This is a genomic window from Streptomyces longhuiensis (assembly GCF_020616555.1).
In the GTDB taxonomy this organism is placed as follows: domain Bacteria; phylum Actinomycetota; class Actinomycetes; order Streptomycetales; family Streptomycetaceae; genus Streptomyces; species Streptomyces longhuiensis.
Genome location: NZ_CP085173.1, coordinates 5,243,924 through 5,263,902, shown reverse-complemented (window position 1 = coordinate 5,263,902; position 19,979 = coordinate 5,243,924). Strand labels below are relative to the sequence as shown.

At 72.1% G+C, this 19,979-nt stretch carries 18 protein-coding genes; 6 read left to right on the top strand and 12 right to left on the bottom strand.

The genetic code is table 11. From position 1 onward, the window contains the following. The first annotated feature begins 61 nt into the window (after nucleotides 1-61). The 3 genes from LGI35_RS24315 (at nucleotide 62) to LGI35_RS24305 (ending at nucleotide 4,479) form a co-directional block, all read left to right on the top strand. Entirely contained in the window at nucleotides 62-1,579 is a 1,518-nt protein-coding gene (locus tag LGI35_RS24315; protein WP_227296465.1) for a helix-turn-helix domain-containing protein, read from the top strand. A 122-nt stretch (nucleotides 1,580-1,701) separates the two neighbouring features. Further along, nucleotides 1,702-3,516: a S9 family peptidase gene (locus LGI35_RS24310; protein ID WP_227296463.1), complete on the top strand. Its 1,815-nt coding sequence runs from the start codon at nucleotides 1,702-1,704 to the stop codon at nucleotides 3,514-3,516. Nucleotides 3,517-3,597: 81 nt separating this feature from the next. After that, nucleotides 3,598-4,479, top strand: a complete 882-nt coding sequence (locus LGI35_RS24305) for an SURF1 family protein (protein ID WP_227296453.1) — start codon at nucleotides 3,598-3,600, stop codon at nucleotides 4,477-4,479. Between the two features lie 160 nt (nucleotides 4,480-4,639). On the opposite strand, the gene LGI35_RS24300 is transcribed toward LGI35_RS24305, so the two are convergent. From LGI35_RS24300 to LGI35_RS24270, 7 genes are all read right to left on the bottom strand, one after another. Next, nucleotides 4,640-5,737 (bottom strand): hypothetical protein, encoded by a 1,098-nt coding sequence (locus LGI35_RS24300; RefSeq protein WP_227296450.1) that lies wholly within the window; start codon nucleotides 5,735-5,737, stop codon nucleotides 4,640-4,642. Nucleotides 5,738-5,802: 65 nt separating this feature from the next. After that, nucleotides 5,803-6,471, bottom strand: coding sequence for a SigE family RNA polymerase sigma factor (locus LGI35_RS24295; protein ID WP_116511753.1), 669 nt, complete (start codon nucleotides 6,469-6,471; stop codon nucleotides 5,803-5,805). 356 nt (nucleotides 6,472-6,827) lie between these two features. Further along, entirely contained in the window at nucleotides 6,828-7,895 is a 1,068-nt protein-coding gene (locus LGI35_RS24290) for an aspartate-semialdehyde dehydrogenase (RefSeq protein ID WP_227296448.1), read from the bottom strand. Then, entirely contained in the window at nucleotides 7,895-9,175 is a 1,281-nt protein-coding gene (locus tag LGI35_RS24285) for an aspartate kinase (RefSeq protein ID WP_116511757.1), read from the bottom strand. Before LGI35_RS24285 ends, LGI35_RS24290 begins: the two co-directional genes overlap by 1 nt. Before the next feature lie 248 nt (nucleotides 9,176-9,423). Further along, nucleotides 9,424-10,083, bottom strand: coding sequence for a DUF5063 domain-containing protein (locus LGI35_RS24280; protein WP_116511759.1), 660 nt, complete (start codon nucleotides 10,081-10,083; stop codon nucleotides 9,424-9,426). Continuing rightward, entirely contained in the window at nucleotides 10,076-10,675 is a 600-nt protein-coding gene (gene recR / locus LGI35_RS24275) for a recombination mediator RecR (protein WP_116511760.1), read from the bottom strand. The genes LGI35_RS24280 and recR overlap by 8 nt, the downstream gene beginning before the upstream one ends. Before the next feature lie 90 nt (nucleotides 10,676-10,765). Beyond that, complete coding sequence (locus LGI35_RS24270; protein ID WP_116511762.1) at nucleotides 10,766-11,107, bottom strand: YbaB/EbfC family nucleoid-associated protein; 342 nt, start codon at nucleotides 11,105-11,107, stop codon at nucleotides 10,766-10,768. 268 nt (nucleotides 11,108-11,375) lie between these two features. On the opposite strand from LGI35_RS24270, the gene LGI35_RS24265 reads away from it, so the two are divergent. Continuing rightward, entirely contained in the window at nucleotides 11,376-12,137 is a 762-nt protein-coding gene (locus LGI35_RS24265; RefSeq protein WP_227296437.1) for an SLATT domain-containing protein, read from the top strand. 208 nt (nucleotides 12,138-12,345) lie between these two features. Here the strand turns inward: LGI35_RS24265 and LGI35_RS24260 are convergent, their stop codons facing one another. The 5 genes from LGI35_RS24260 to LGI35_RS24240 form a co-directional block, all read right to left on the bottom strand. Then, nucleotides 12,346-12,996 carry a hypothetical protein gene (locus LGI35_RS24260; RefSeq protein WP_227296435.1) on the bottom strand — a complete coding sequence of 217 codons (651 nt, stop codon included), beginning with the start codon at nucleotides 12,994-12,996 and terminating at the stop codon, nucleotides 12,346-12,348. 68 nt (nucleotides 12,997-13,064) lie between these two features. After that, nucleotides 13,065-15,554, bottom strand: coding sequence for a dolichyl-phosphate beta-glucosyltransferase (locus LGI35_RS24255; RefSeq protein WP_227296433.1), 2,490 nt, complete (start codon nucleotides 15,552-15,554; stop codon nucleotides 13,065-13,067). Then, nucleotides 15,551-16,237 carry a GntR family transcriptional regulator gene (locus tag LGI35_RS24250; protein WP_227296424.1) on the bottom strand — a complete coding sequence of 229 codons (687 nt, stop codon included), beginning with the start codon at nucleotides 16,235-16,237 and terminating at the stop codon, nucleotides 15,551-15,553. The genes LGI35_RS24255 and LGI35_RS24250 overlap by 4 nt, the downstream gene beginning before the upstream one ends. Before the next feature lie 100 nt (nucleotides 16,238-16,337). Then, nucleotides 16,338-17,693: an aspartate aminotransferase family protein gene (locus LGI35_RS24245; protein WP_227296422.1), complete on the bottom strand. Its 1,356-nt coding sequence runs from the start codon at nucleotides 17,691-17,693 to the stop codon at nucleotides 16,338-16,340. A 63-nt stretch (nucleotides 17,694-17,756) separates the two neighbouring features. Continuing rightward, a complete protein-coding gene (locus LGI35_RS24240) occupies nucleotides 17,757-18,599 on the bottom strand; it encodes a VTC domain-containing protein (protein ID WP_227296419.1) in 843 nt (280 codons plus the stop codon). Between the two features lie 243 nt (nucleotides 18,600-18,842). Here LGI35_RS24240 and LGI35_RS24235 point away from each other — a divergent pair, with 243 nt between their 5' ends. Both LGI35_RS24235 and LGI35_RS24230 read left to right on the top strand, forming a co-directional pair. Beyond that, complete coding sequence (locus tag LGI35_RS24235) at nucleotides 18,843-19,460, top strand: DJ-1/PfpI family protein (protein WP_227296417.1); 618 nt, start codon at nucleotides 18,843-18,845, stop codon at nucleotides 19,458-19,460. After that, nucleotides 19,457-19,942 (top strand): MarR family winged helix-turn-helix transcriptional regulator, encoded by a 486-nt coding sequence (locus LGI35_RS24230; protein WP_227296415.1) that lies wholly within the window; start codon nucleotides 19,457-19,459, stop codon nucleotides 19,940-19,942. The genes LGI35_RS24235 and LGI35_RS24230 overlap by 4 nt, the downstream gene beginning before the upstream one ends. Nucleotides 19,943-19,979 lie beyond the last annotated feature (37 nt).

The following is a 19,979-nucleotide window of genomic DNA, read 5'->3' as shown; positions in this document are numbered from 1 at the left end:
GCGAGCATCAGTTGCGGGAGCGGAACCACGGAGCGGGACAGGAAGGGCGGCGCGCCGCACGATGACGCACGACAGCACCCCGGAGGCGGGTGACCCCGGCCCCGTACCGGACGGGGAACCCGGTCTCGCACCGGACGCCGGACCGTCCCGACCCGCCCATCCCGCCGATCTCACCGATCCCGCCGATCCCGCCGATCCCGCCGATCCCGCCGACGAACCCATAGGCCGCCGCGTCCTCCGCCTGCGCACCGAGCGTGGCTTGACTCAGCGTCAGGTCGCCGAGCCCGCCTACACGCCCGCCTACATCTCCACCCTGGAAGCGGGCCGGGTCCGCCCCTCCGAGGCCGCCCTGCGGCACGTCGCCGAGCGGCTCGGCGTGACGTACGAGGAGCTCACGACGGGGCAGCCCGCCCACTTCGCCACCCGGCTGCGCCTGCGCCTCACCGAGGCCCAGCGCGGGCTCACGACGGGCGCCGCCGAGGAGGCCGCCGTCCTGTACGAGCAGCTGCGCGCCGAGGCCGAGCGGCACGGCCTCGCCGCCGAACAGGCCGCCGCCGAACTCGGCCTCGGCGAGTGCGCCCTGGAGACCGGCGAACTCCCGGACGCCCACCGCCACTTCGAAGCCGCCGAAGCGCTGCTCGTCGCGACCGGCGCGCCACTCCCCCAGCGCGCCCCCGTCATCCGCGCGCGTGCCCTCGCGCACTACCTCTCCGGAGAGCTGCGGTACGCGTGCTACCTCCTGGAGTCCGCGCTCGACGAGCTGAACACCAGCGGTCTGCACGACCCGGACGCCCTGCTGCTGCTCTACACGGCGACCATCGCCCCGTACATGGACATGGGCGCCCACGCGCGCGCCGCGCAGGCCGCCGAGCTCGCGCTCTCGCTGGCCCCGCAGGCCGGGGACCCCGTGCTCGTCGCCAAGATGCACCGCTCGGTGGCCCGCACTCTGCTCGCCGAGGGGCGTGCCGCGGAGGCCGACGCGTCCCTGGGCAAGGCCGCCGAGCTGTACCAGCGGCTCCAGATCCGCACCGAACTCGCGCACTGCCACTGGATGCGCGGGTACGTCCACGCCCAGAACGGCCGACTCGCGGACGCGGAACGGGAGTTGAGGACCGCGCGCGACATGCTGTCGGCCAAGCGGGCGGTGCTCTACACCACTCAGGTCGAGGTGGAGCTGGCCGACGTGCTGCGCCGCAGGGGCAGCAGCGACGAAGCGGCCGCGCTGCTGCGCGCCCTGCTCGGCGACCTGAATCCGGAGCGCGGCGCCGTCCACGCGGCGGGCGCGCACCGGCTGCTCGGCATCATCGCGGAGGAGTCGGGGGCCGCGGGCGCCCCCGAGGAAACGGCGGCGGCCGAGGCCGCGGAGGAGCACTACGTCACCGCGCTGAGCCTGCTCGAACGGGCGGGAGCGGCGGGCGACCTGGCCGACCTGGCCGACCTGTGCCGCCTGCTCGGCGACCTCTACCGCCGCACGGGCCGTATCGACGCCGCCCTCGACACGTACCGCACGGGTCTCGGGCACCGCGCCGCGCCCGGCACCACGACCCTCGGCCCGGCCCCTGCCGAGCCGCCCGTGTGACCGGCCGGGCCTTCGTCGCCCACATCGCCTTCGTCACCCGCAGGAGTGCGGGTCCGGGAAGTTGTCCACAGGCTGGGGAACCTCACCGGCGGATTGTCGGCCGGTGGAGGCACTATGGGGCCATGACTGAGAGCAACGGGGCCCCTCGGGGGGCGGGCGGCGGTTCCATGCCGGACTGGGAGAAGCGCTTCCGTGCGCCGCGGGTGTCCCTGCCCGACTGGGCGGAGGACGCGCCGGACCGCTCCCTGTTCGTGTCGAACGCGACGGGGACGTACGAGCTGTATGCGTGGGACAGGGCGACGGGCGAGCAGCGCAGAGCGACGGACCGGCCGAACGGGACGACGGACGGCGTCCTGTCCCCCGACGGCGAGTGGATCTGGTGGTTCAGCGACAAGGACGGGGACGAGTTCGGCGTGTGGCTGCGCCAGCCCTTCGGCGGGGGCGACGACGTCCCCGCGGTGGACGGGCTCGAAGCCTCGTACCCGGCGGGCCTGGCCATCGGGAGGGACGGCTCGACGGCGGTCGTGGGCCGCTCCACGGACGAGGACGGCACGACGATCCATGTCGTCCGCGGCGGCGGCGCGCCCCAGGAGATCTACCGGCACCGCGAGTCGGCGGGCGTCGGCGACCTCTCGCACGACGGCACCCTCATCGCCGTCGAGCACACGGAGCACGGGGACGCCATGCACTCGGCGCTGCGTGTGGTGCGGCCCGACGGGACGACGGTCGCCGAGCTCGACGACACCAAGGGCGGCTCGCAGGAGCTGGGCCTGGAGGTCCTGGGCTTCGCTCCGGTGGACGGGGACACCCGGCTCCTCGTCGGGCATCAGCGGCGCGGGCGCTGGGAGCCGATGGTGTGGGACGTGGCGTCGGGCGAGGAGACCGATCTCGCCCTCGACCTGCCCGGTGATGTCTCCGCCGAGTGGTATCCGGACGGCTCGGCGCTCCTGGTCGCGCACAGCTTCGAGGCTCGCAGCGACCTGTGGCGGTACGAGTTCGGCTCGGGCGCGCTGACCCGCGTCGAGACGCCGCCGGGCACGGTGTCGGGAGCGACGGCGCGGCCCGACGGCAGTGTGGAGTACCTGTGGTCGTCGGCGGCCGAGCCGTCGGTCGTGCGGTCCACGTCGGGCGGCGTGGTCCTCGATCCGCCCGGGCTCAAGGCGCCGGTGTCCGTGCCGGTGGAGGACGTGTGGGTCGAGGGACCCGGCGGCCGCATCCACGCCCTCGTCCAGAAGCCGGCGGGGGCCACGGGACCGCTGCCCACCGTGTTCGAGGTGCACGGGGGGCCGACCTGGCACGACAGTGACTCGTTCGCGGCGGGACCGGCGGCCTGGGTGGACCACGGGTACGCGGTGGTCCGCGTCAACTACCGGGGCTCGACCGGATACGGGCGCGAGTGGACGGACGCGCTCAAGCACCGCGTCGGCCTCATCGAGCTGGAGGACGTCTCGGCGGTCCGCGAGTGGGCCGTGTCGTCCGGGCTCGCCGACCCGGACCGGCTCGTCCTCGCGGGCGGCTCGTGGGGCGGGTACCTCACGCTCCTCGGCGTGGGCACCCAGCCGGACGTCTGGGCGCTGGGCCTCGCGGCCGTGCCCGTCGCGGACTACGTCACGGCGTACCACGACGAGATGGAGGCCCTCAAGGCGCTGGACCGCACGCTGTTCGGCGGCACCCCGGAAGAGGTCCCCGACCGCTTCACCGCGTCGTCCCCGCTGACGTACGTGGACGAGGTGAAGGCCCCGGTCTACATCTCGGCGGGGGTCAACGACCCGCGGTGCCCGATCCGCCAGATCGACAACTACGTGGACCGGCTCGTGGCACGCGGCGCCACGCACGAGGTCTACCGGTACGACGCGGGGCACGGTTCGCTCGTCGTGGAGGAGCGGATCAAGCAGGTTCGGCTGGAGCTGGACTTCGCGGCGCGGCATCTGAGCTGACGGACACAGCGGCGCCCCCGCGCGGGACCGGGCCCACCCCCGCGGCCCGGGTCCTCGCGCGGGAGCCGTACCGTGGGGAGGGTGTACCGGTTCCTCCTGACCCCCCGGTGGTGGGGGATCAACGTGTTCGTCGTGCTCGCCATCCCCTTCTGCATCTTCATGGGCTCCTGGCAGCTCGGCCGCTTCGAGGACCGGGTGCAGGGCCACAAGGACGCCTCGGCGCAGTCGACGGCGAACGAGAAGGCCGCGCCCCGGCCGCTCGGCTCCCTGCTGCCCGTGGACCAGAAGACGTCCGGCAAGCGGGCCACCGCGACCGGGCACTACGGCAAGCAGCTTCTGGTCCCCGACCGTGAGCTCGACGGCAGGACCGGCTTCTACGTGGTGACGCTGCTGCGCACGGAGGGGGACGCCGGCAAGGCGCTGCCCGTCGTACGCGGGTGGGTGCCCGGTGCGGCGAGCGCCGCGAAGGCTCCCGCGGCGCCCCGGGGTGAGGTCACCGTCACCGGTGCGCTTCAGGCCTCCGAGAGCCCGGGCTCGGGCGGGGCGTCCGCCGCGGGTGGCCTGCCGGCCGGACAGCTCGGCGCGATCAGCGCGGCGTCCCTGGTGAACCTCGTCCCGTACGACGTCTACGACGCGTGGGTCACGCTCGACAAGGCGGACTCGGGGATGACGGCGGTACCGGCGACGGCGCCGCAGGGCAGCGGCCTCGACCTGAAGGCGTTCCAGAACCTGGGCTACACCGGCGAGTGGTTCGTCTTCGCGGGCTTCGTGATCTTCATGTGGTTCCGCCTGCTGCGCCGCGAGGCGGAGTTCGAGCGGGACGCCGCGCTGGGGCTCACGGAACCCGATGCAACCGGCACGGCCCCGGCCTCGGCAGACGTCCCGGAGGCCCATGACTCCGCAGACGTCCCGGACGCGGCGGACTCCCCTGAGCCCGCGAGCCCCGAGACGGCACGAGGCTAGTCAGGCACCGCCGGGAAGAGCCGTCACCAGCCGTCGCGGGGATCACCGCAGCGGCTGACCACCACAGCGGCTGATCGCCGTCCCGGCGGGAGGGGGAGGTGCCCAGCACCTCCCCGTGTCTCCCCGCATCTCACCGCACCGGCATGAACGGGTCCCGCCCCTAGGACGCCGGCAAGACGCCCGTGCGGTACACCGTTCCCGCGCACGCGTTGGGGATCGTCGTGCTGGACGAGGGCGAGCCCGGTTCCGCCGTGTGGGAGACCGAGACGCTGCCGTCGGCCGTGGGGCCCTCCGCCACCATCTGCGTGGACAGACCGCTCTGCTCCGGGTTCGAGCCCGTCGCGTCGCCCGTGGTGCCGCCGGACGGGGTCGGGCTGGGCGACGCGTCGCCCCCGCCTCCCGTGGTCGGGCAACTCGCGGACGGCACCCACGCGAAGCGGACCTCGTACGACATGCCCGGTTCGAGGATCAGCTGGCTGGGCTCCGTCGACGGGTCGGGCAGACCGGTCGCGGCGTCGCCCGCCGTGTGGTCGACGACGTTGACCTTGGTCGGGTCGGCCGCGCCCTGGGCGAGGACGGAGACGGCGCCGGGGGCGTCCACCGAGCAGTTCGCCTGGGAGATGTTCGTGACGCGGAAGGAGCCGTAGACCTTGCCGCCCGCGTCGGCCGCGCCGAGGCTCGCCGGGGCGTTGCCGAGGTCGGTCGCCGTGCAGACCGGGGAGCTCGCGGCCGCCGTGCTCGCGGGATCAGGGCCGCCGGTGGCACCACCGCCCGCACCCTTGCCCTTGTCGCCGGTCTTGCCCTTCTTGCCGTCCTTGTCCTTGGACTTGGACTTGCCCGAAGGACTCCCCGTGCCGCTCTCGCCGCCGTCGGGCCCCTTCCCGGAGCCCGTACCGCCGTGCGTCGCCTCGCTGTTGCCGGCGATGGACGGGTGGTCGTTCGACCCGCTCTGGCCCGCCACATGGACGAGCGCGGGGATCGCCGTGCCGATGAACAGGGCCGCGGCCGCCATACCGACGACGGCCTGCCGCTTGCGGGCCCGCCTGGCGGGCACGGCACGGCGCAGATGGTCGAGCGTCCCGCTCTTCGGCTCGATCTCCTCCACGGCCTGGTGCAACAGGCGACGCAGCGCCAGCTCGTCACCGCCGAGGGAGTCCAGGGGGTCGGGAGCGTCCGGGCCGCCGGCTGAGTCCGGGCCGCCGAAGGGGTCCTCGGGACCGCCGAGAAGGCCGTCGTCCTGGCCGGGGCCGTGATTCACAGTTCCATCCCCGGATCCCACATGCCTGTTCTGCTCATCCCGATCATTGCGGTGCTTGTCGCTGCTCATGCGGGGGCCTCCATGGCGACGCGGAGCGCCGCTATGCCCCGGGATCCGTACGCCTTCACGGAACCGAGGGAGATGCCCAGGGCATCCGCCACCTGCGCCTCGGTCATGTCCGCGAAGTAGCGCAGGACGAGAACCTCGCGCTGACGGCGCTGGAGCCCGCGCAGCGCCTGCTTCAGCGCGTCGCGCTCGAGCAGGTCGTACGCGCCCTCCTCCGCGCTCGCCATGTCGGGCATCGGCTTCGTCAGAAGCTTCAGGCCGAGGATGCGGCGGCGCAGGGCGGAACGCGAGAGGTTCACGACCGTCTGCCGCAGATAGGCGAGCGTCTTCTCGGGATCGCGCACTCTCTTGCGCGCGGAGTGGACCCTGATGAACGCCTCCTGCACGACGTCCTCACAGGAGGCCGTGTCGTCCAGGAGCAGGGCCGCGAGACCGAGGAGCGACCGGTAGTGGGCGCGATAGGTCTCGGTCAGATGGTCGACCGTGGTGCCTGCTGCCATCGTCTCCTCAGCGCCTTCGCGCTGAGCGGGTATGCGGGCAGGCCGCGCTGCTGGCATGGGGGCGATCACCGGCATGCCGCCGGACGAACCGGACATCCGGGGACGCCGGGGCGGGCGAAGGGCTGCACCCCTCGCCTGAACCGCTGTGAAATCGAGTACCTCTGCCACGCCTGTTGGACACGCTTACCCCCCTCAGGGTTGTACGCGACAGGCGTCCTGTTTGCGGCAGGCATCATCCATGACGCTGCGTCAAGTGCCCTCATGCGTACCCGCTCTTCCCCTATGCCCCAGTTTCACCTGGCGCCCCTAGGCCCTACGCCCCCGAAAGGCGATCGCAAAGACGCTCCCCGTCCCGTGCGCGGTTGCACGGAACGGGGAGGGATCTTCGACGAATCTTCGGGCGCGCGGACCGGCGCGTTCAAGTGGATAGACCACCGATCGCCCACAGGTCCTTCACAGATCCTATAAAGCGCGCCGGATAAAAGAAGACCGAGTCCGCTTTCCGGACGGTGAAGAGGCCGAACTCACGCGGCGGGCGGGAACTCCTGGGCCACCAGCTCGGCGATCTGCGCGGTGTTGAGGGCAGCCCCCTTGCGCAGGTTGTCCCCGCACACGAAGAACTCGAGCCCGGCCGGGTCGTCGAGGGAGCGCCGGACGCGGCCGACCCAGGTCGGGTCGGTGCCCACCACATCGGCGGGCGTGGGGAACTCACCGGCGGCCGGGTTGTCGAAGAGCACGACCCCGGGCGCGGTCGCGAGGATCTCGCGCGCCTTGTCGACCGTGACCTCGCTCTGGAAGCGGGCGTGGACGGTGAGGGAGTGCGTGGTGACGACGGGGACGCGTACGCACGTCACCGCGACCTTGAGGTCCGGCAGGCCGAGGATCTTGCGGGACTCGTCCCGCACCTTCATCTCCTCGGAGGACCAGCCGTCCTCGCGCAGGGACCCGGCCCACGGCACGACGTTGAGCGCCACGGGCTCGGGGAAGGGGCCCGTGTTGTCGCCGACGGCGCGGCGCACGTCGCCCGGGTTCGTCCCGAGCTCCGTACCGGCCACGAGCGACATCTGCTGGCGCAGGGTGTCGATACCGGCGCGGCCGGCCCCGCTGACGGCCTGGTAGCTGGAGACGACCAGCTCGCGCAGCCCGAACTCGGCGTGCAGCGCCCCGACGGCGACGATCATCGACAGGGTCGTGCAGTTGGGGTTGGCGACGATGCCGCGGGGCCGCACGCGCGCGGCGTGCGGATTGACCTCGGGCACGACGAGCGGCACGTCCGGGTCCATGCGGAAGGCGGCCGAGTTGTCGACGACGACCGCCCCCTTGGAGGCGGCGACGGGCGCCCACTGCGCGGAGATCTCGTCGGGTACGTCGAACATCGCGACGTCGACGCCGTCGAAGGCCTCCTCGCTCAGGGCCATGACCTCGACCTCCTCCCCGCGCACGGCCAGCTTGCGGCCGGCCGAGCGCGGGGAGGCGATCAGACGGATCTCGCCCCAGATGTCCGCGTGCTGCGAAAGGATCTGGAGCATGACCGTGCCGACGGCCCCGGTCGCTCCCACGACCGCGAGTGTCGGCCTGTCGGTCTGAGCCATCAGCGTCCGGTGCCTCCGTAGACCACGGCCTCGTCGGAGTCCGAGTCGAGCCCGAAGGCGGTGTGCACGGCGCGCACGGCCTCGTTCACATCGTCCGCGCGCGTGACGACCGAGATACGGATCTCGGAGGTCGAGATGAGCTCGATGTTCACCCCCGCGTCGCTGAGCGCCTCGAAGAACCCGGCCGTGACACCCGGGTTCGTCTTCATACCGGCGCCCACGAGGGAGATCTTGGCGATCTGGTCGTCGTAGCGCAGGGACTCGAAGCCGACCGCGGTCTTCGTCTTCTCCAGGGCGTCGATGGCCTTGCGGCCCTCGGTCTTCGGGAGAGTGAAGGAGATGTCCGTCAGGCCGGTCGAGGCCGCGGACACGTTCTGCACGATCATGTCGATGTTGACCTGGGAGTCCGCGATGGCGCGGAAGATGTTCGCGGCCTCCCCGGGCTTGTCCGGGACACCGACGACGGTGATCTTCGCCTCGGAGGTGTCGTGAGCGACACCGGAGATGATGGCCTGCTCCACCTTCTGGTCCCCTTGATCAAAGTGCGGTTCGTTGCTGACCCAGGTGCCCTGCAGTCCCGAGAAGGACGAGCGGACGTGGATCGGGATGTTGTAGCGGCGCGCGTACTCCACACAGCGGTGGAGCAGCACCTTGGACCCGGAGCTGGCGAGCTCCAGCATGTCCTCGAAGGAGATCCAGTCGATCTTCCGCGCCTTCTTCACGACGCGCGGGTCGGCGGTGAACACGCCGTCGACGTCGGTGTAGATCTCGCACACCTCGGCGTCGAGGGCCGCGGCGAGGGCGACGGCGGTCGTGTCGGACCCGCCACGGCCGAGCGTGGTGATGTCCTTCTTGTCCTGGCTGACGCCCTGGAACCCGGCGACGATGGCGATGTTGCCCTCGTCGAGCGCCGTCCTGATCCGTCCCGGGGTCACATCGATGATCCGGGCTTTGTTGTGGACCGAGTCGGTGATGACGCCGGCCTGACTGCCCGTGAACGACTGGGCCTCGTGGCCCAGGTTTTTGATCGCCATGGCCAGCAGGGCCATGGAGATCCGCTCTCCGGCGGTCAGCAGCATGTCGAATTCGCGCCCGGCAGGGATCGGGGATACCTGCCCGGCGAGATCGATCAACTCATCCGTCGTGTCGCCCATCGCGGACACCACGACAACCACCTGGTTGCCGTTCTTCTTGGCGTCGACGATTCGCTTGGCGACCCGCTTGATGCCTTCGGCATCGGCTACGGAGGAGCCTCCGTACTTCTGCACGACAAGGCCCACGTGCGCTCCTCGCTCAGTTTGTCTCGGTCGGCTCAGTCTAACGAGCGGCCGAAATCAGCCCCGGGAATACCACATCCTGAGATGTCCCGCTCAGAAGGTGATCACCGGGTACAGGGACCCGGTGGGGGCTTCTCGCTCCGGCCGCTCGGACAGGCGCATGCCCGCGCCCCAGCCCGGCAACCGGAAAAGTGGGGTGGGTCACTTCACCGGCCGGTGCGTTTCACCGGCGAGCACCCACGGGGCGGGGCTCATTTCACCGTACGGAGCCCCAGCGGACCCGCGATCTCCTCCGCCATGACCTTGCCCGCGGCCTCGGCCAGGGCCTCCTCGGCGAGGTCCTCGTCGGTGTCGAGGCCGTCCAGGTCGTCCAGCGGCTGGTTGAGGCGGACGTGCGCGACCAGGGACTGGAGCGCGCGCAGGGCGCCGGACGCCGTGGAGCCCCAGTTCGAGAAGTAGGAGAACTGCCACCACCACAGGGCCTCGGTGGTGCGGCCCGCGCGGTAGTGCGCCATGCCGTGGCGCAGATCGGCCATCACGTCGGCGAGGTCGTCCGAGATCCGGCAGGCGACGGGCGCCTTGCGGGGCTCGTACGGGTCGAAGACCTCGGAGTAGACGTCGATCGGCTCCAGGAGCGCGGCGAGCTTCTGGCGCAGGTCGTCGACGTCCGGCTCGGGGCCGAGATCGGGCTCGTAGCGCTCGTCGGGGACGATGTCCTCGTGCGCGCCGAGCCGGCCTCCCGCGAGGAGCAGCTGGGAGACCTCGAGGAGCAGGAAGGGCACGGCCGAGTCCGGCTCGTCGCCCTTCGCCACCTCGGCGACCGCGACGAGGAAGGACTCGATCTGGTCCGAGATCTGGACCGCGAAGTCGTCCGGATGGTCCTTGACGGTGTTCAGCGTGGCGTCAGACATCTAGGAGTCGTCTCCCCTCGAAGGCGCGGCCGAGCGTGACCTCGTCCGCGTATTCCAGGTCGCCCCCGACCGGGAGCCCGCTGGCCAGGCGGGTGACCTTGAGGCCCATCGGCTTGATCATGCGGGCGAGGTACGTCGCCGTGGCCTCGCCCTCCAGGTTCGGGTCCGTGGCCAGGATCAGCTCGGTGACCGTGCCGTCGGCGAGACGGGCGAGGAGTTCCCTTATCCGCAGGTCGTCCGGGCCGACGCCCTCGATGGGGCTGATCGCGCCGCCGAGCACGTGGTACTTGCCCCGGAACTCACGCGTCCGCTCGATCGCGACGACGTCCTTGGGCTCCTCGACGACGCAGATCACCGTCAGGTCGCGGCGCGGGTCGCGGCAGATGTTGCACAGCTCCTCCTGCGCCACATTGCCGCAGGTCGCGCAGAAGCGGACCTTCGCCTTGACCTCCATGAGGGCCTGCGCGAGACGCCGTACGTCCGTCGGCTCCGCCTGCAGGATGTGGAAGGCGATCCGCTGCGCGCTCTTGGGACCGACGCCCGGCAGCCTGCCGAGCTCGTCGATGAGGTCCTGGACCACGCCTTCGTACACGAGGTGCCTTCCGACTTCTGCTTGATGGTGCTGTGCCGCTGAGCATGCCAGCCGCTGAGTAGTACGTACGTTAGTTGCGGTGGGGCTTCCTTAGAAGGGAAGCCCCGGGATGCCTCCGCCGCCCAGACCCTGGGCCAGCGGGCCGAGCTTCTGCTGCTGGAGCGTCTGCGCGTTCTCGTTCGCCGCCTGGACCGCCGCGACGACCAGGTCGGCGAGAGTCTCGGTGTCCTCGGGGTCGACCGCCTTCGGGTCGATGACGAGGCCGCGCAGCTCGCCGGAGCCGGTCACCGTCGCCTTGACCAGACCGCCGCCGGCCTGACCCTCGACCTCGGTCCGGGCCAGCTCCTCCTGGGCCTTGGCGAGGTCCTGCTGCATCTTCTGGGCCTGCTGCAGCAGCTGCTGCATATTGGGCTGGCCACCACCGGGAATCACGATCAGCTCCTGTTGCGTCCTGTTTCGACCTGCGACCACGGGCGGGTTCTCCGCTCTGGAACGAGCCTACGTGGTCGGGGTGTCGCCCGCCCCGGCACCTTTCGCTCCACTCTTTCGAGTGAGACGGGCTGCCTGCCTATACCTGATCAAGGCCCACTTCCGGGCGGAAATACCGCGAAAACGGGTCCTTGGCCACCCATTGGGCGGTAGGAAGATGCTCTGCACATGAGCCCCATCCGTGACCAGGACCAGTCGTAGGGAGTGCCGGGTGAGCCAGCCGGAGATGCAGCCCGAGGGACCGCCCCAGGAGGAGCGGGGCGGCCGGGGCGAGCGCAGTGACGGCACGGGTGACGCGGTGCGGCCGGGCGACCTGACCGGGCGGACGTTCCCCGTCGGTGACTGGGGCGAGCCCGCCGAGCGGCTCGACGAGCTCTACCGGTGGGTGGAGCGGGGGGCTCTGGACACGGCGTACTGGTACCTCGCCGACCGGGTGTGGAAGCGGCGCGGGGCGCGGGCGCTGCGGGGCGGTGCGGTCGCCGGTGCCGTGTCGGGGGCGGCGCTGCCGCTGCTCGATCTGACCGGGGCGCTCGGCGGGGTCGCGCCCTGGGGGTATCTGGCGCTGCTGCTCGCGGTGGCGTGCGTGGCCTGCGACCGCTACTTCGGGCTCACGTCGGGCTGGATAAGGGACGTGGCCACGGCCCAGGCGGTGCAGCGGCGGCTTCAGGCGCTCCAGTTCGACTGGGCGTCGGAGAGCGTGCGGGAGGTGCTCGGCCCGACGGAGGGTACGGCCAGTGAGGCCGCCGAGCGGTGTCTGTCGGTGCTGCGGCGCTTCACGGACGACGTGACGGAGCTGGTGCGGTCGGAGACGGCGGACTGGATGGTGGAGTTCCGCTCGGGTCCCGCGCCGCTGGTGATGCAGTCCTCCGTCGCCCCGGGCACCCGCCCCGTGGAGCCTCCGCCGGGCCGCTTCCCGCTCCCCCCGGGCGCCCGCCCGAACATGCCCCGCCAGCGCCCGCCCGAGCCGCGCTGAGCGCTCCGCGCGGCTCGGGGCCGGACGGACCGGGGGCGAGCTGCCCGTGGTCGGCCGTGCGTGCGTCGTGGCCGGTCGCGCCGTTCCCCGCACCCCTTCAGAGCGCGAACCTTCCGGCACCCCGCGCCGGCGGCCTGCCGGAAGAGGGCCTCGTGGAGACTCCTGTCCACGGCTCGGGCACGGGTTCCGGGTCGACCGAGGTTCCGGGTCAGCTGAAGATGATCATGGAGCCTTGGGCCAGGCTCCGGGTCGCGGCCGCGTGCAGGCCGAGCCAGACGTGGCGTTCGCGGGCGAAAGGGCTGTTGTCGAGGGGGGCCGGAGCGGCCGGTTCCTCCAGGGCCGTGGGGCCCTCGGGCGGGACCGGGGGTGCCGGCGGGTTGGCCGGGTCTATGCCGATCGAGCGGGCCACGTACTCCAGCTCCCGCAGGAGCGCGTGGGAGGAGCCGAGGGGGCCGCCGCCGGCGAGGAGCTCGTCGTTGGACAGCGGGCTCGGGAAGTCCACGGGGACGTACGCGCCCGCGTGGTCGTAGTGCCAGACCAGGTGCGACTGCTGGGCCGTCGTCTCGAACATCTCCAGGAGCTGCTCGTAGTCGCCGCCCAGTTCGTCGACCGGCGTGACGGCGAGGCCGCACATCTGCAGGAGGTACGCGCGGCGCAGGAAGTGCAACGCGTCGTAGTCGAAGCCGGCGACGGGGGCCACGTCACCGGAGAGTCCCGGCATGTACGAGTAGACCGGCACCGGTGGCAGTCCTGCCTCGTGCAACGCCTTGTCGTAGAGCGCGAGTTCCTCGGCGAAGGGGTTGTCGGGGCTGTGGCACAGCACGTCGACGAGCGGGACCAGCCACAGGTCACAGGCCAAGGCGACTCCTCCGGTGGTGAAGGCCGTAATGAACGGCGGAAAGGCAGCGTAATGCGCGGGGAGCCGGTTCAGCTCCCCCTCTGCACATTGCTCAGATCCCAGATCCATACGCCTCCGGTCCACGTACCGGCCTTCCCGACCAGCTGGTCGACCGTCGCCCGCAGGACCCCGTCGTTCTGCTGCGGGGCGAGCACGAGGACGCCCGCGTGCCAGTACGCGAAGTCGCGGCGGGCCTGGGCGCGCCACGCGTCGGTGATCTCGGGGGCGCGGCCCGAGTAGCGGATGTCGCGCAGCAGGTTGGAGGTCCAGCGGGGCGAGGCGCCGTAGATGCCGACGTGGTCGGGGCCGTAGGGGCCGTTGAAGTAGCCGCCGGGCAGCCGGAAGCCGAGGCCGGCCTCGGTCTGCCAGTGCAGGGCCTCCGCGTTGCCCGGGTCGGGCAGCGGCACCGGCACGAGGCTCTCGCCGGGGCCGACGTACCGCTTCCAGGTGCCGTCGGCGACGAACGCCGGGACGTCGGCCCGGTCGACCGCCCTGAGCGGCGCCGGGACGATCGGCACGAGCGCAGCGGCGACCGCCGCGATGCCGACGAGCCGGAACGGGACCCGCGCCGCGGCGAGCCGGTCGAGCGCGAGGGCGAGCAGCATCCCGAGCGCGGGCGCGCACACCATCGCCACCCGCGACTCGATGACCGACTCGAACAGGGGCCGGTGGGCGAGCAGCGCCCAGGGGCCCGGCAGCACGACGTCGGTCAGCGGGATGCGGAACTTCGGGCCGAGCGAGAGCAGCGCCGCCGCGACCGCGGTGAACGCGAGCGCCTTCACGGCGGCGCTGCGCCACAGCCGTACGACGATCGCGAAGGCGAGCGCGACGAGCGGCCAGCCGTAGAAGGCGTTCTGCTCGGTCGGGTTGAGGGCGAGCGCGGCGGCGCGCTCGCGGGAGCCGGCGAGGGAGCGCTCGGCGAAGGAGAGGAGGGCGAGAGGGCTGTTGCCCGCGTTGTCGCCGTGCAGCACGCTCTTGTAGCTCTGCGGGCCGAGGAACTGCCAGTACAGGGGGAAGGCGACGAGCGGCAGCGCGACCGCGGCGGCGACCCCGAGCCCGCGCAGGAGCGGGCGCCACACGGCCTTCGCCACGTCCCTGCGCACGACGGCGTAGGCGAGCGCGAACAGCACCATGCCCATGACGGCGAGCAGGAGCGGTTCCTCGCCGAGGAAGATCTGGTACGTCGCGAAGAGGCCGAGGACGACGCCGTCGCGCACCACGCGCTTGCCTTCGCACAGCCGCAGCGCCCGCTCGATGATCAGCGGGATCATGAACAGGACGACGAAGTTCGGGTGCGCGTGCGCGTGGCTGACCATCGGGGGCGCGAACGCGGCGAGGAGCGCGCCGGTCGCGGCGGCCCACCGGGTCCGCACGAGCCGTTTCAGGATCAGCCGGTACCAGGCGAACGCGGTGGCGGCGAGGCCGCCCGTCATCGCCACGTTCAGGGCGACGGCGGGGCCGAAGAGCCAGGTCACGGGGGCGAGCGGGACGGACAGGCCCAGCATCGCGGTGTTGGCCATCAGGTTCACGCCGTCCGGGAAGCCCTGGAGCGTCGTGAACAAGGGGTTGTGGAGGTGGCGGACGCTGTCCGCCGTCACCGCGAAGAACCACTCCCACTGGTTCTGGTCCTGGAGGGAGTCGGGGAGGTAGCGGTGCGCGGGCGCCGCCCAGCGGCCCGAGTACAGGGCGACGGACAGGACGAGGAAGAGGGCCGCCACGAGGAGGTGGCCCTTCGGCACCGCCCGCGCCCTCAGCGTCACCAGCTCGGCCAGGACCCGTACGTAGTCGAAGGGGCGGACCTTCGAGCCCGCCTGGTGCGACCACCGCACGGGCACCTCGGCGACCGGCCAGCCGGAGCGGCGGAAGTACATGAGGATCTCTACGTCGATGCCCCAGCCGTCCAGGCGTGCCGCGGCGAACGCGGCGCGGGCCCGGTCGCCGTCGAAGAGCTTGAAGCCGCACTGGGTGTCCCTGATGCCGGGGACGCTCGTCGCGCGTATCAGGAAGTTGCCGGTGCGGCCGAGGAGTTCGCGCAGCCGGTGCTGGTGGCGGGTGATCGTCGCGCCGGGCCTGGCGCGGGAGCCGATCGCCGCCGCGTGGCCCTCGCCGAGCGCCTTGTCGAGGGCTTCCAGCTCCTCGATGGGGGCGGCGAGGTCGGCGTCGGTGACCAGGACGCGGCGGCCGCGGGAGGCGAGGACGCCCTGGCGCAGGGCGTGGCCCTTGCCGCGGTTGCGGGGGCTCGCGACGAGCCGGATGCGGGGGGTGCGGCCGTGGCCCTCCGGGGCGGCGGCCGCCGCGCGCTCCGCGATCTCGCGGGTGCGGTCGGTGGAGCCGTCGTCGACGACGACGATCTCCCAGTCACCCCACCGGTTCCCGCCGTCCGCGTCGTTCAGGTACGCGGTGACCGCGTCCAGGGTGGGGCCGAGCCGGCGCTCCTCGTTGTACGCGGGGACGACGACGGTGAGGTCCACCACGCCCGCGCGCGCGGCGACGGGCCGGTCTGTCCGCTCCGTGCTCACCGCTTGGCCAGCCGCTCGACGAGGGCGAGGGAGTCCGCGTTGTACGCGGTGACGATGTCCTGCGCGGCGCGGGCGTCCCGGTCCGCCAGGGCGTCGACGAGGCCGCAGTGCCCGGACCAGAGATGGCCCCTGAGGTCGTCCACGCGGCGCAGGTGCGGCACCGCGCACATCCATGACTGCACGCGCAGGCGGTGGAAGAAGTCGGAGAGGTACGGGTTCCCGAACAGGGCGCTGAGCTCGCGCCAGAACCGCAGGTCGTAGCCGATCAGCACGTTCAGGTCGCCGGCTGCGGCCGCGCGGGCGGCCTCCTCGCCGCGGCGGCGGACCCCGGCGAGGGCGGCCGGGGTGGCCTGGTGCGCGTCGGCGTTCGCGACGAGACCGCGGAAGATGCCGTCCGTGACGAGGCTGCGGGCCTCGATCATGCCGCGGTAGTCGTCGAGCGAGTACTCGTGGACCGCGAAGCCGCGGTGCTGGGCGGAGTCCAGGAGCCCCTGCCCGGACAGGTCGACCAGGGCCTCGCGGACCGGGGTCGCGGAGACGCCGTACTGCTCGGCGATCTCCTTGACCGTGAACTCCTGGCCCGGTTCGAGCCGCCCCGCGAGGATCTCGTCACGCAGGGCGTCGGCGATCTGCTGGCGCAGCGTGCTGCGCTGGACGGCAGCTCCGCCGTCGGTTCCGGGCACGTGGTGTCCTCCCCCGTAGTGCGTCGTCAGCTGGTGAGGCTGTTCCTGGTCAGCTGGTCAGCCTACGCACTACGGGGAGCGACACGGAGTACCTGTTTCCCTACGCCGTGTAGCCGTCCGCCACGGTCAGCGCCTCGTCGAGAGCGGCGAGACCCTCCTTGGCCTCGGCCTCCGTGACGTTGCACGGCGGGACCACGTGGGTGCGGTTCATGTTGATGAAGGGCCACAGGCCGTTCTTCTTGGCGGCGGCGCCGAAGGCGGCCATCGGCGCGTTCGCCTCACCCGCCGCGTTGTACGGGGTCAGCGGCTCGCGGGTGGCCTTGTCCTTCACCAGCTCCAGGGCCCAGAACATGCCGAGTCCGCGGACCTCGCCCACCGACGGGTGGCGCTCGGCCAGCTCGCGCAGCGCCGGGCCGATCAGCGTCTCGCCGAGGTGGGCGGCGTTCTCGACGACACGCTCCTCCTCCATGACGTTGATGGTGGCGACGGCCGCGGCGCAGGCCAGCGGGTGACCGGAGTAGGTGAGGCCGCCCGGGTAGGGGCGCTTGCCGAACGTGTCGGCTATGGCGCCGGAGATGGCGACGCCGCCGAGCGGGACGTAGCCCGAGTTCACGCCCTTGGCGAAGGTCATCAGGTCGGGCACGACGTCGTAGTGGTCCGCGGCGAACCACTTGCCGGTGCGCCCGAAGCCCGCCATGACCTCGTCGAGGATGAAGACGATGCCGTGCCGGTCGCACAGCTCGCGCACCCCCTGGAGGTAGCCGGGCGGCGGTGTCATGATGCCGGCGGTGCCGGGCACGGTCTCCAGGATGATCGCGGCGATCGTGGCCGGGCCCTCGAAGACGATGGTGTCCTCGAGGTGCTGGAGCGCGCGCTCGCACTCCTGCTGCTCGGTCTCCGAGTAGAACGGGGAGCGGTACAGGAACGGCGCCCAGAAGTGGACGACGCCCGCCGCGCCCTGGTCGCTCGGCCAGCGGCGCGGGTCGCCGGTCAGGTTGATCGCGGTGGAGGTGGCGCCGTGGTACGAGCGGTAGGCGGAGAGCACCTTGTGGCGGCCCGTGTGCAGACGGGCCATGCGGGTGGCGTTCTCCACCGCCTCGGCGCCGCCGTTGGTGAAGAAGATCTTGTCCAGGTCGCCGGGGGTCCGCTCGGCGATGAGGCGTGCGGCCTCGGAGCGGGCCTCGACGGCGAACGCGGGCGCGAAGGTCGTGAGGGAGGCGGCCTGCTCCTGGATCGCGGCGACGACCTTCGGGTGCTGGTACCCGATGTTCGTGAAGACGAGGCCGGAGGTGAAGTCGAGGTAGCGGTTGCCGTCGTAGTCCCAGAAGTACGAGCCTTCGGCGCCGGCGACGGCCAGCGGGTCGATGAGCTCCTGTGCGGACCAGGAGTGGAACACGTGCGCACGGTCCGCGGCCTTGACGGCGGCGCCGACCTGGGGATTCGGCTGAGGGGTCATGGGCCCGAGGGTAAATGTCCGCATGGTGGAAGGACCATCGGCGTCCTGTCTGTGGGACGGCCGCTAACGCGACACACTGTCGCCCTCGCCCGGAGGCACCGCCCCCGGGAACAGCGCCCGCACCGCTTCCCGCCACGGTCCGGCCGTCAGCTCGGGCCGCAGCGCGGCGAGTCCCCCGCAGTACTTGCCGAACGCGACGGGCGCCACTCCGAACCGGGCGAGGAGCCGGTCCGCGTCCGTCGGCCGCCCCGGCGCGCCCGCCTTGGTCTCCACGAGCACGGACCCGCCGTCCGCCCGCACCGCGCGCCCCTGCCCCGCGTCGCGCACGACGAGCCCCGCGTCGCAGGTGAGCCGCTGCCCGTCGGCCACGAACGTCGCGCGCCGGTACTCGGTGACGACGCGGGCGGCCAGCTCCTGCGGTGCCCCGATGCCGTACGTGCCGCGCAGGAGTCCGGCGACGAAGGCGCGCCGGGTGTCGTCGAGGGGATGGTCGCCCGCGCCCAGGAAGGTCCGGTGCTTGACCGTCCCGCCGTCCGCGCAGCGCACCTTGAGCTCCAACTGCCGCTTCCCGCTGTCCTCGTAGAGCCGCTCCCTGATGCCGAAGCGGGGCGCGCGCTCGGCCGCGTGGTCGTGGAACGCGCGCAGGTCGGGGGTGTCGTAGTGCGTCGAGCGGTATCCGAACCAGCGGCGACCGCCGACGGACAGGGCGCGGTAGGGGCCGCCCGGCCTGCGGGGGTCGGTGAGCAGGGCGGCGAAGTCGTGGAAGAGCTCGACGGGGACGAGATAGCTGTGGCCGTGGTGGCGCAGCAGCGAGGCCTCGGCGTCGGTCCCGTCGAGTCCGACGGGACGGGCGGCGAGCGCGGCGCGCGCGAGGGCGCGGACGGCGACTGGCGTCCTGTTCAGCACACGGTCTCCTCGGTCGGGGGAGGTCGCAGACGTGAAGGGGTACGTCGTGACGTGGTCGTCGTGGTTCGTCGTGGTTCGTCGTGAAGGAGTACGTACTGGATCGCCAGATCGTTCCGATTGACGGAAACAAATTTCCACAGGGGGTCGGTCACGTGGAGAGTAATTGACAGCACACTGTCGCAATGACAGCATGCTGTCATACGCATCAGACAGTGACAGGCACCCGAGGTTCTGGAGGACACCATGACCGCCGGCCGCACCGAGAAGCCCGTACACCTCGCCGCCTACGACACGCTCGCCGACTGGGAGTCGGGGCACGCCACCGCGCACCTGGCCCGCGGCGGTCACACGATCCGCACCGTCGCGCTCGACGCCGGACGGGCCGTCACCACCCTCGGCGGCGTGCGCATCCAGCCCGACCTGGCCCTCGACGACCTGCGCCCCGAGGACAGCTCGCTGCTGATCCTCACCGGCGCCGACCTCTGGGACGCCGGTGACGACCTCGCGCCCTTCGCCCGCAAGGCCCGCGCCTTCCTCGACGCGGGTGTGCCGGTCGCCGCGATCTGCGGGGCCACCGCCGGACTCGCCCGCGAGGGCCTGCTCGACGACCGGGCGCACACCAGCGCCGTCCCCATGTACCTCGACGCCACCGGCTACAAGGGCGGCGAGCACTACGTCGACGCGGACGCCGTGACGGACGGCGGCCTGATCACCGCCGGACCGACCGAACCGGTCGCGTTCGCGCGCGAAGTCCTCGGCGGGCTCGGGGTGTTCGAGGGCGAGCTGCTCGACGCCTGGTACCGCCTGTTCCACGACTCGGACGTGACGGCGTACGAGACCCTCCAGGGAGCGCAGGAGTGAGCAGGGCGCGCCAGGACCTGCTGAGCCGGACCGCGCTCGGCGTCTTCCGGCTCAACGGCCAGTTCCTGTCCGTCTCCGAGGAGCTGTCGCGGCCCGCGGGGCTCACCGCCGCCCGGTGGCAGGTGCTCGGCGCGGTCCTGACCGGGCCGCTGCCCGTCGCCGGCATCGCGCGCGTCATGGGCATCACCCGCCAGAGCGTGCAGCGCGTCGCCGACCTGCTCGTCACCCAGGGCCTCGCCGCGTACGAGCCGAACCCGGCCCACCGGCGCGCCAAGCTCCTGACCCCCACCGAGGAGGGCCGCGCGGCGATCGCGCGGATCGGCCCCGGCCACGCGGCCCTCGCGGACCGGCTCGCGGCGGCGCTCGGCGAGGACGAACTCGCCGAGACGGTGCGGACGCTCGAACGGCTGTCGGCGGCGCTGGACGAGGTGACCGATCACCCCGGGGATCACCCCACGGCCCACCCTGTTACGGAACCGTAGACGCCGCCCCGCCCTCAGTGTCACAACCTCCCACTAT

Excerpts from the sequence above, each read along its gene's own strand:
- LGI35_RS24315 (WP_227296465.1), top strand. The coding sequence starts at position 62 with ATGACGCACGACAGCACCCCGGAGGCGGGTGACCCCGGCCCCGTACCG.
- LGI35_RS24310 (WP_227296463.1), top strand. The coding sequence starts at position 1,702 with ATGACTGAGAGCAACGGGGCCCCTCGGGGGGCGGGCGGCGGTTCCATG.
- LGI35_RS24290 (WP_227296448.1), bottom strand. The coding sequence starts at position 7,895 with ATGGCTCAGACCGACAGGCCGACACTCGCGGTCGTGGGAGCGACCGGG.
- LGI35_RS24280 (WP_116511759.1), bottom strand. The coding sequence starts at position 10,083 with ATGTCTGACGCCACGCTGAACACCGTCAAGGACCATCCGGACGACTTC.
- LGI35_RS24245 (WP_227296422.1), bottom strand. The coding sequence starts at position 17,693 with ATGACCCCTCAGCCGAATCCCCAGGTCGGCGCCGCCGTCAAGGCCGCG.
- LGI35_RS24235 (WP_227296417.1), top strand. The coding sequence starts at position 18,843 with ATGACCGCCGGCCGCACCGAGAAGCCCGTACACCTCGCCGCCTACGAC.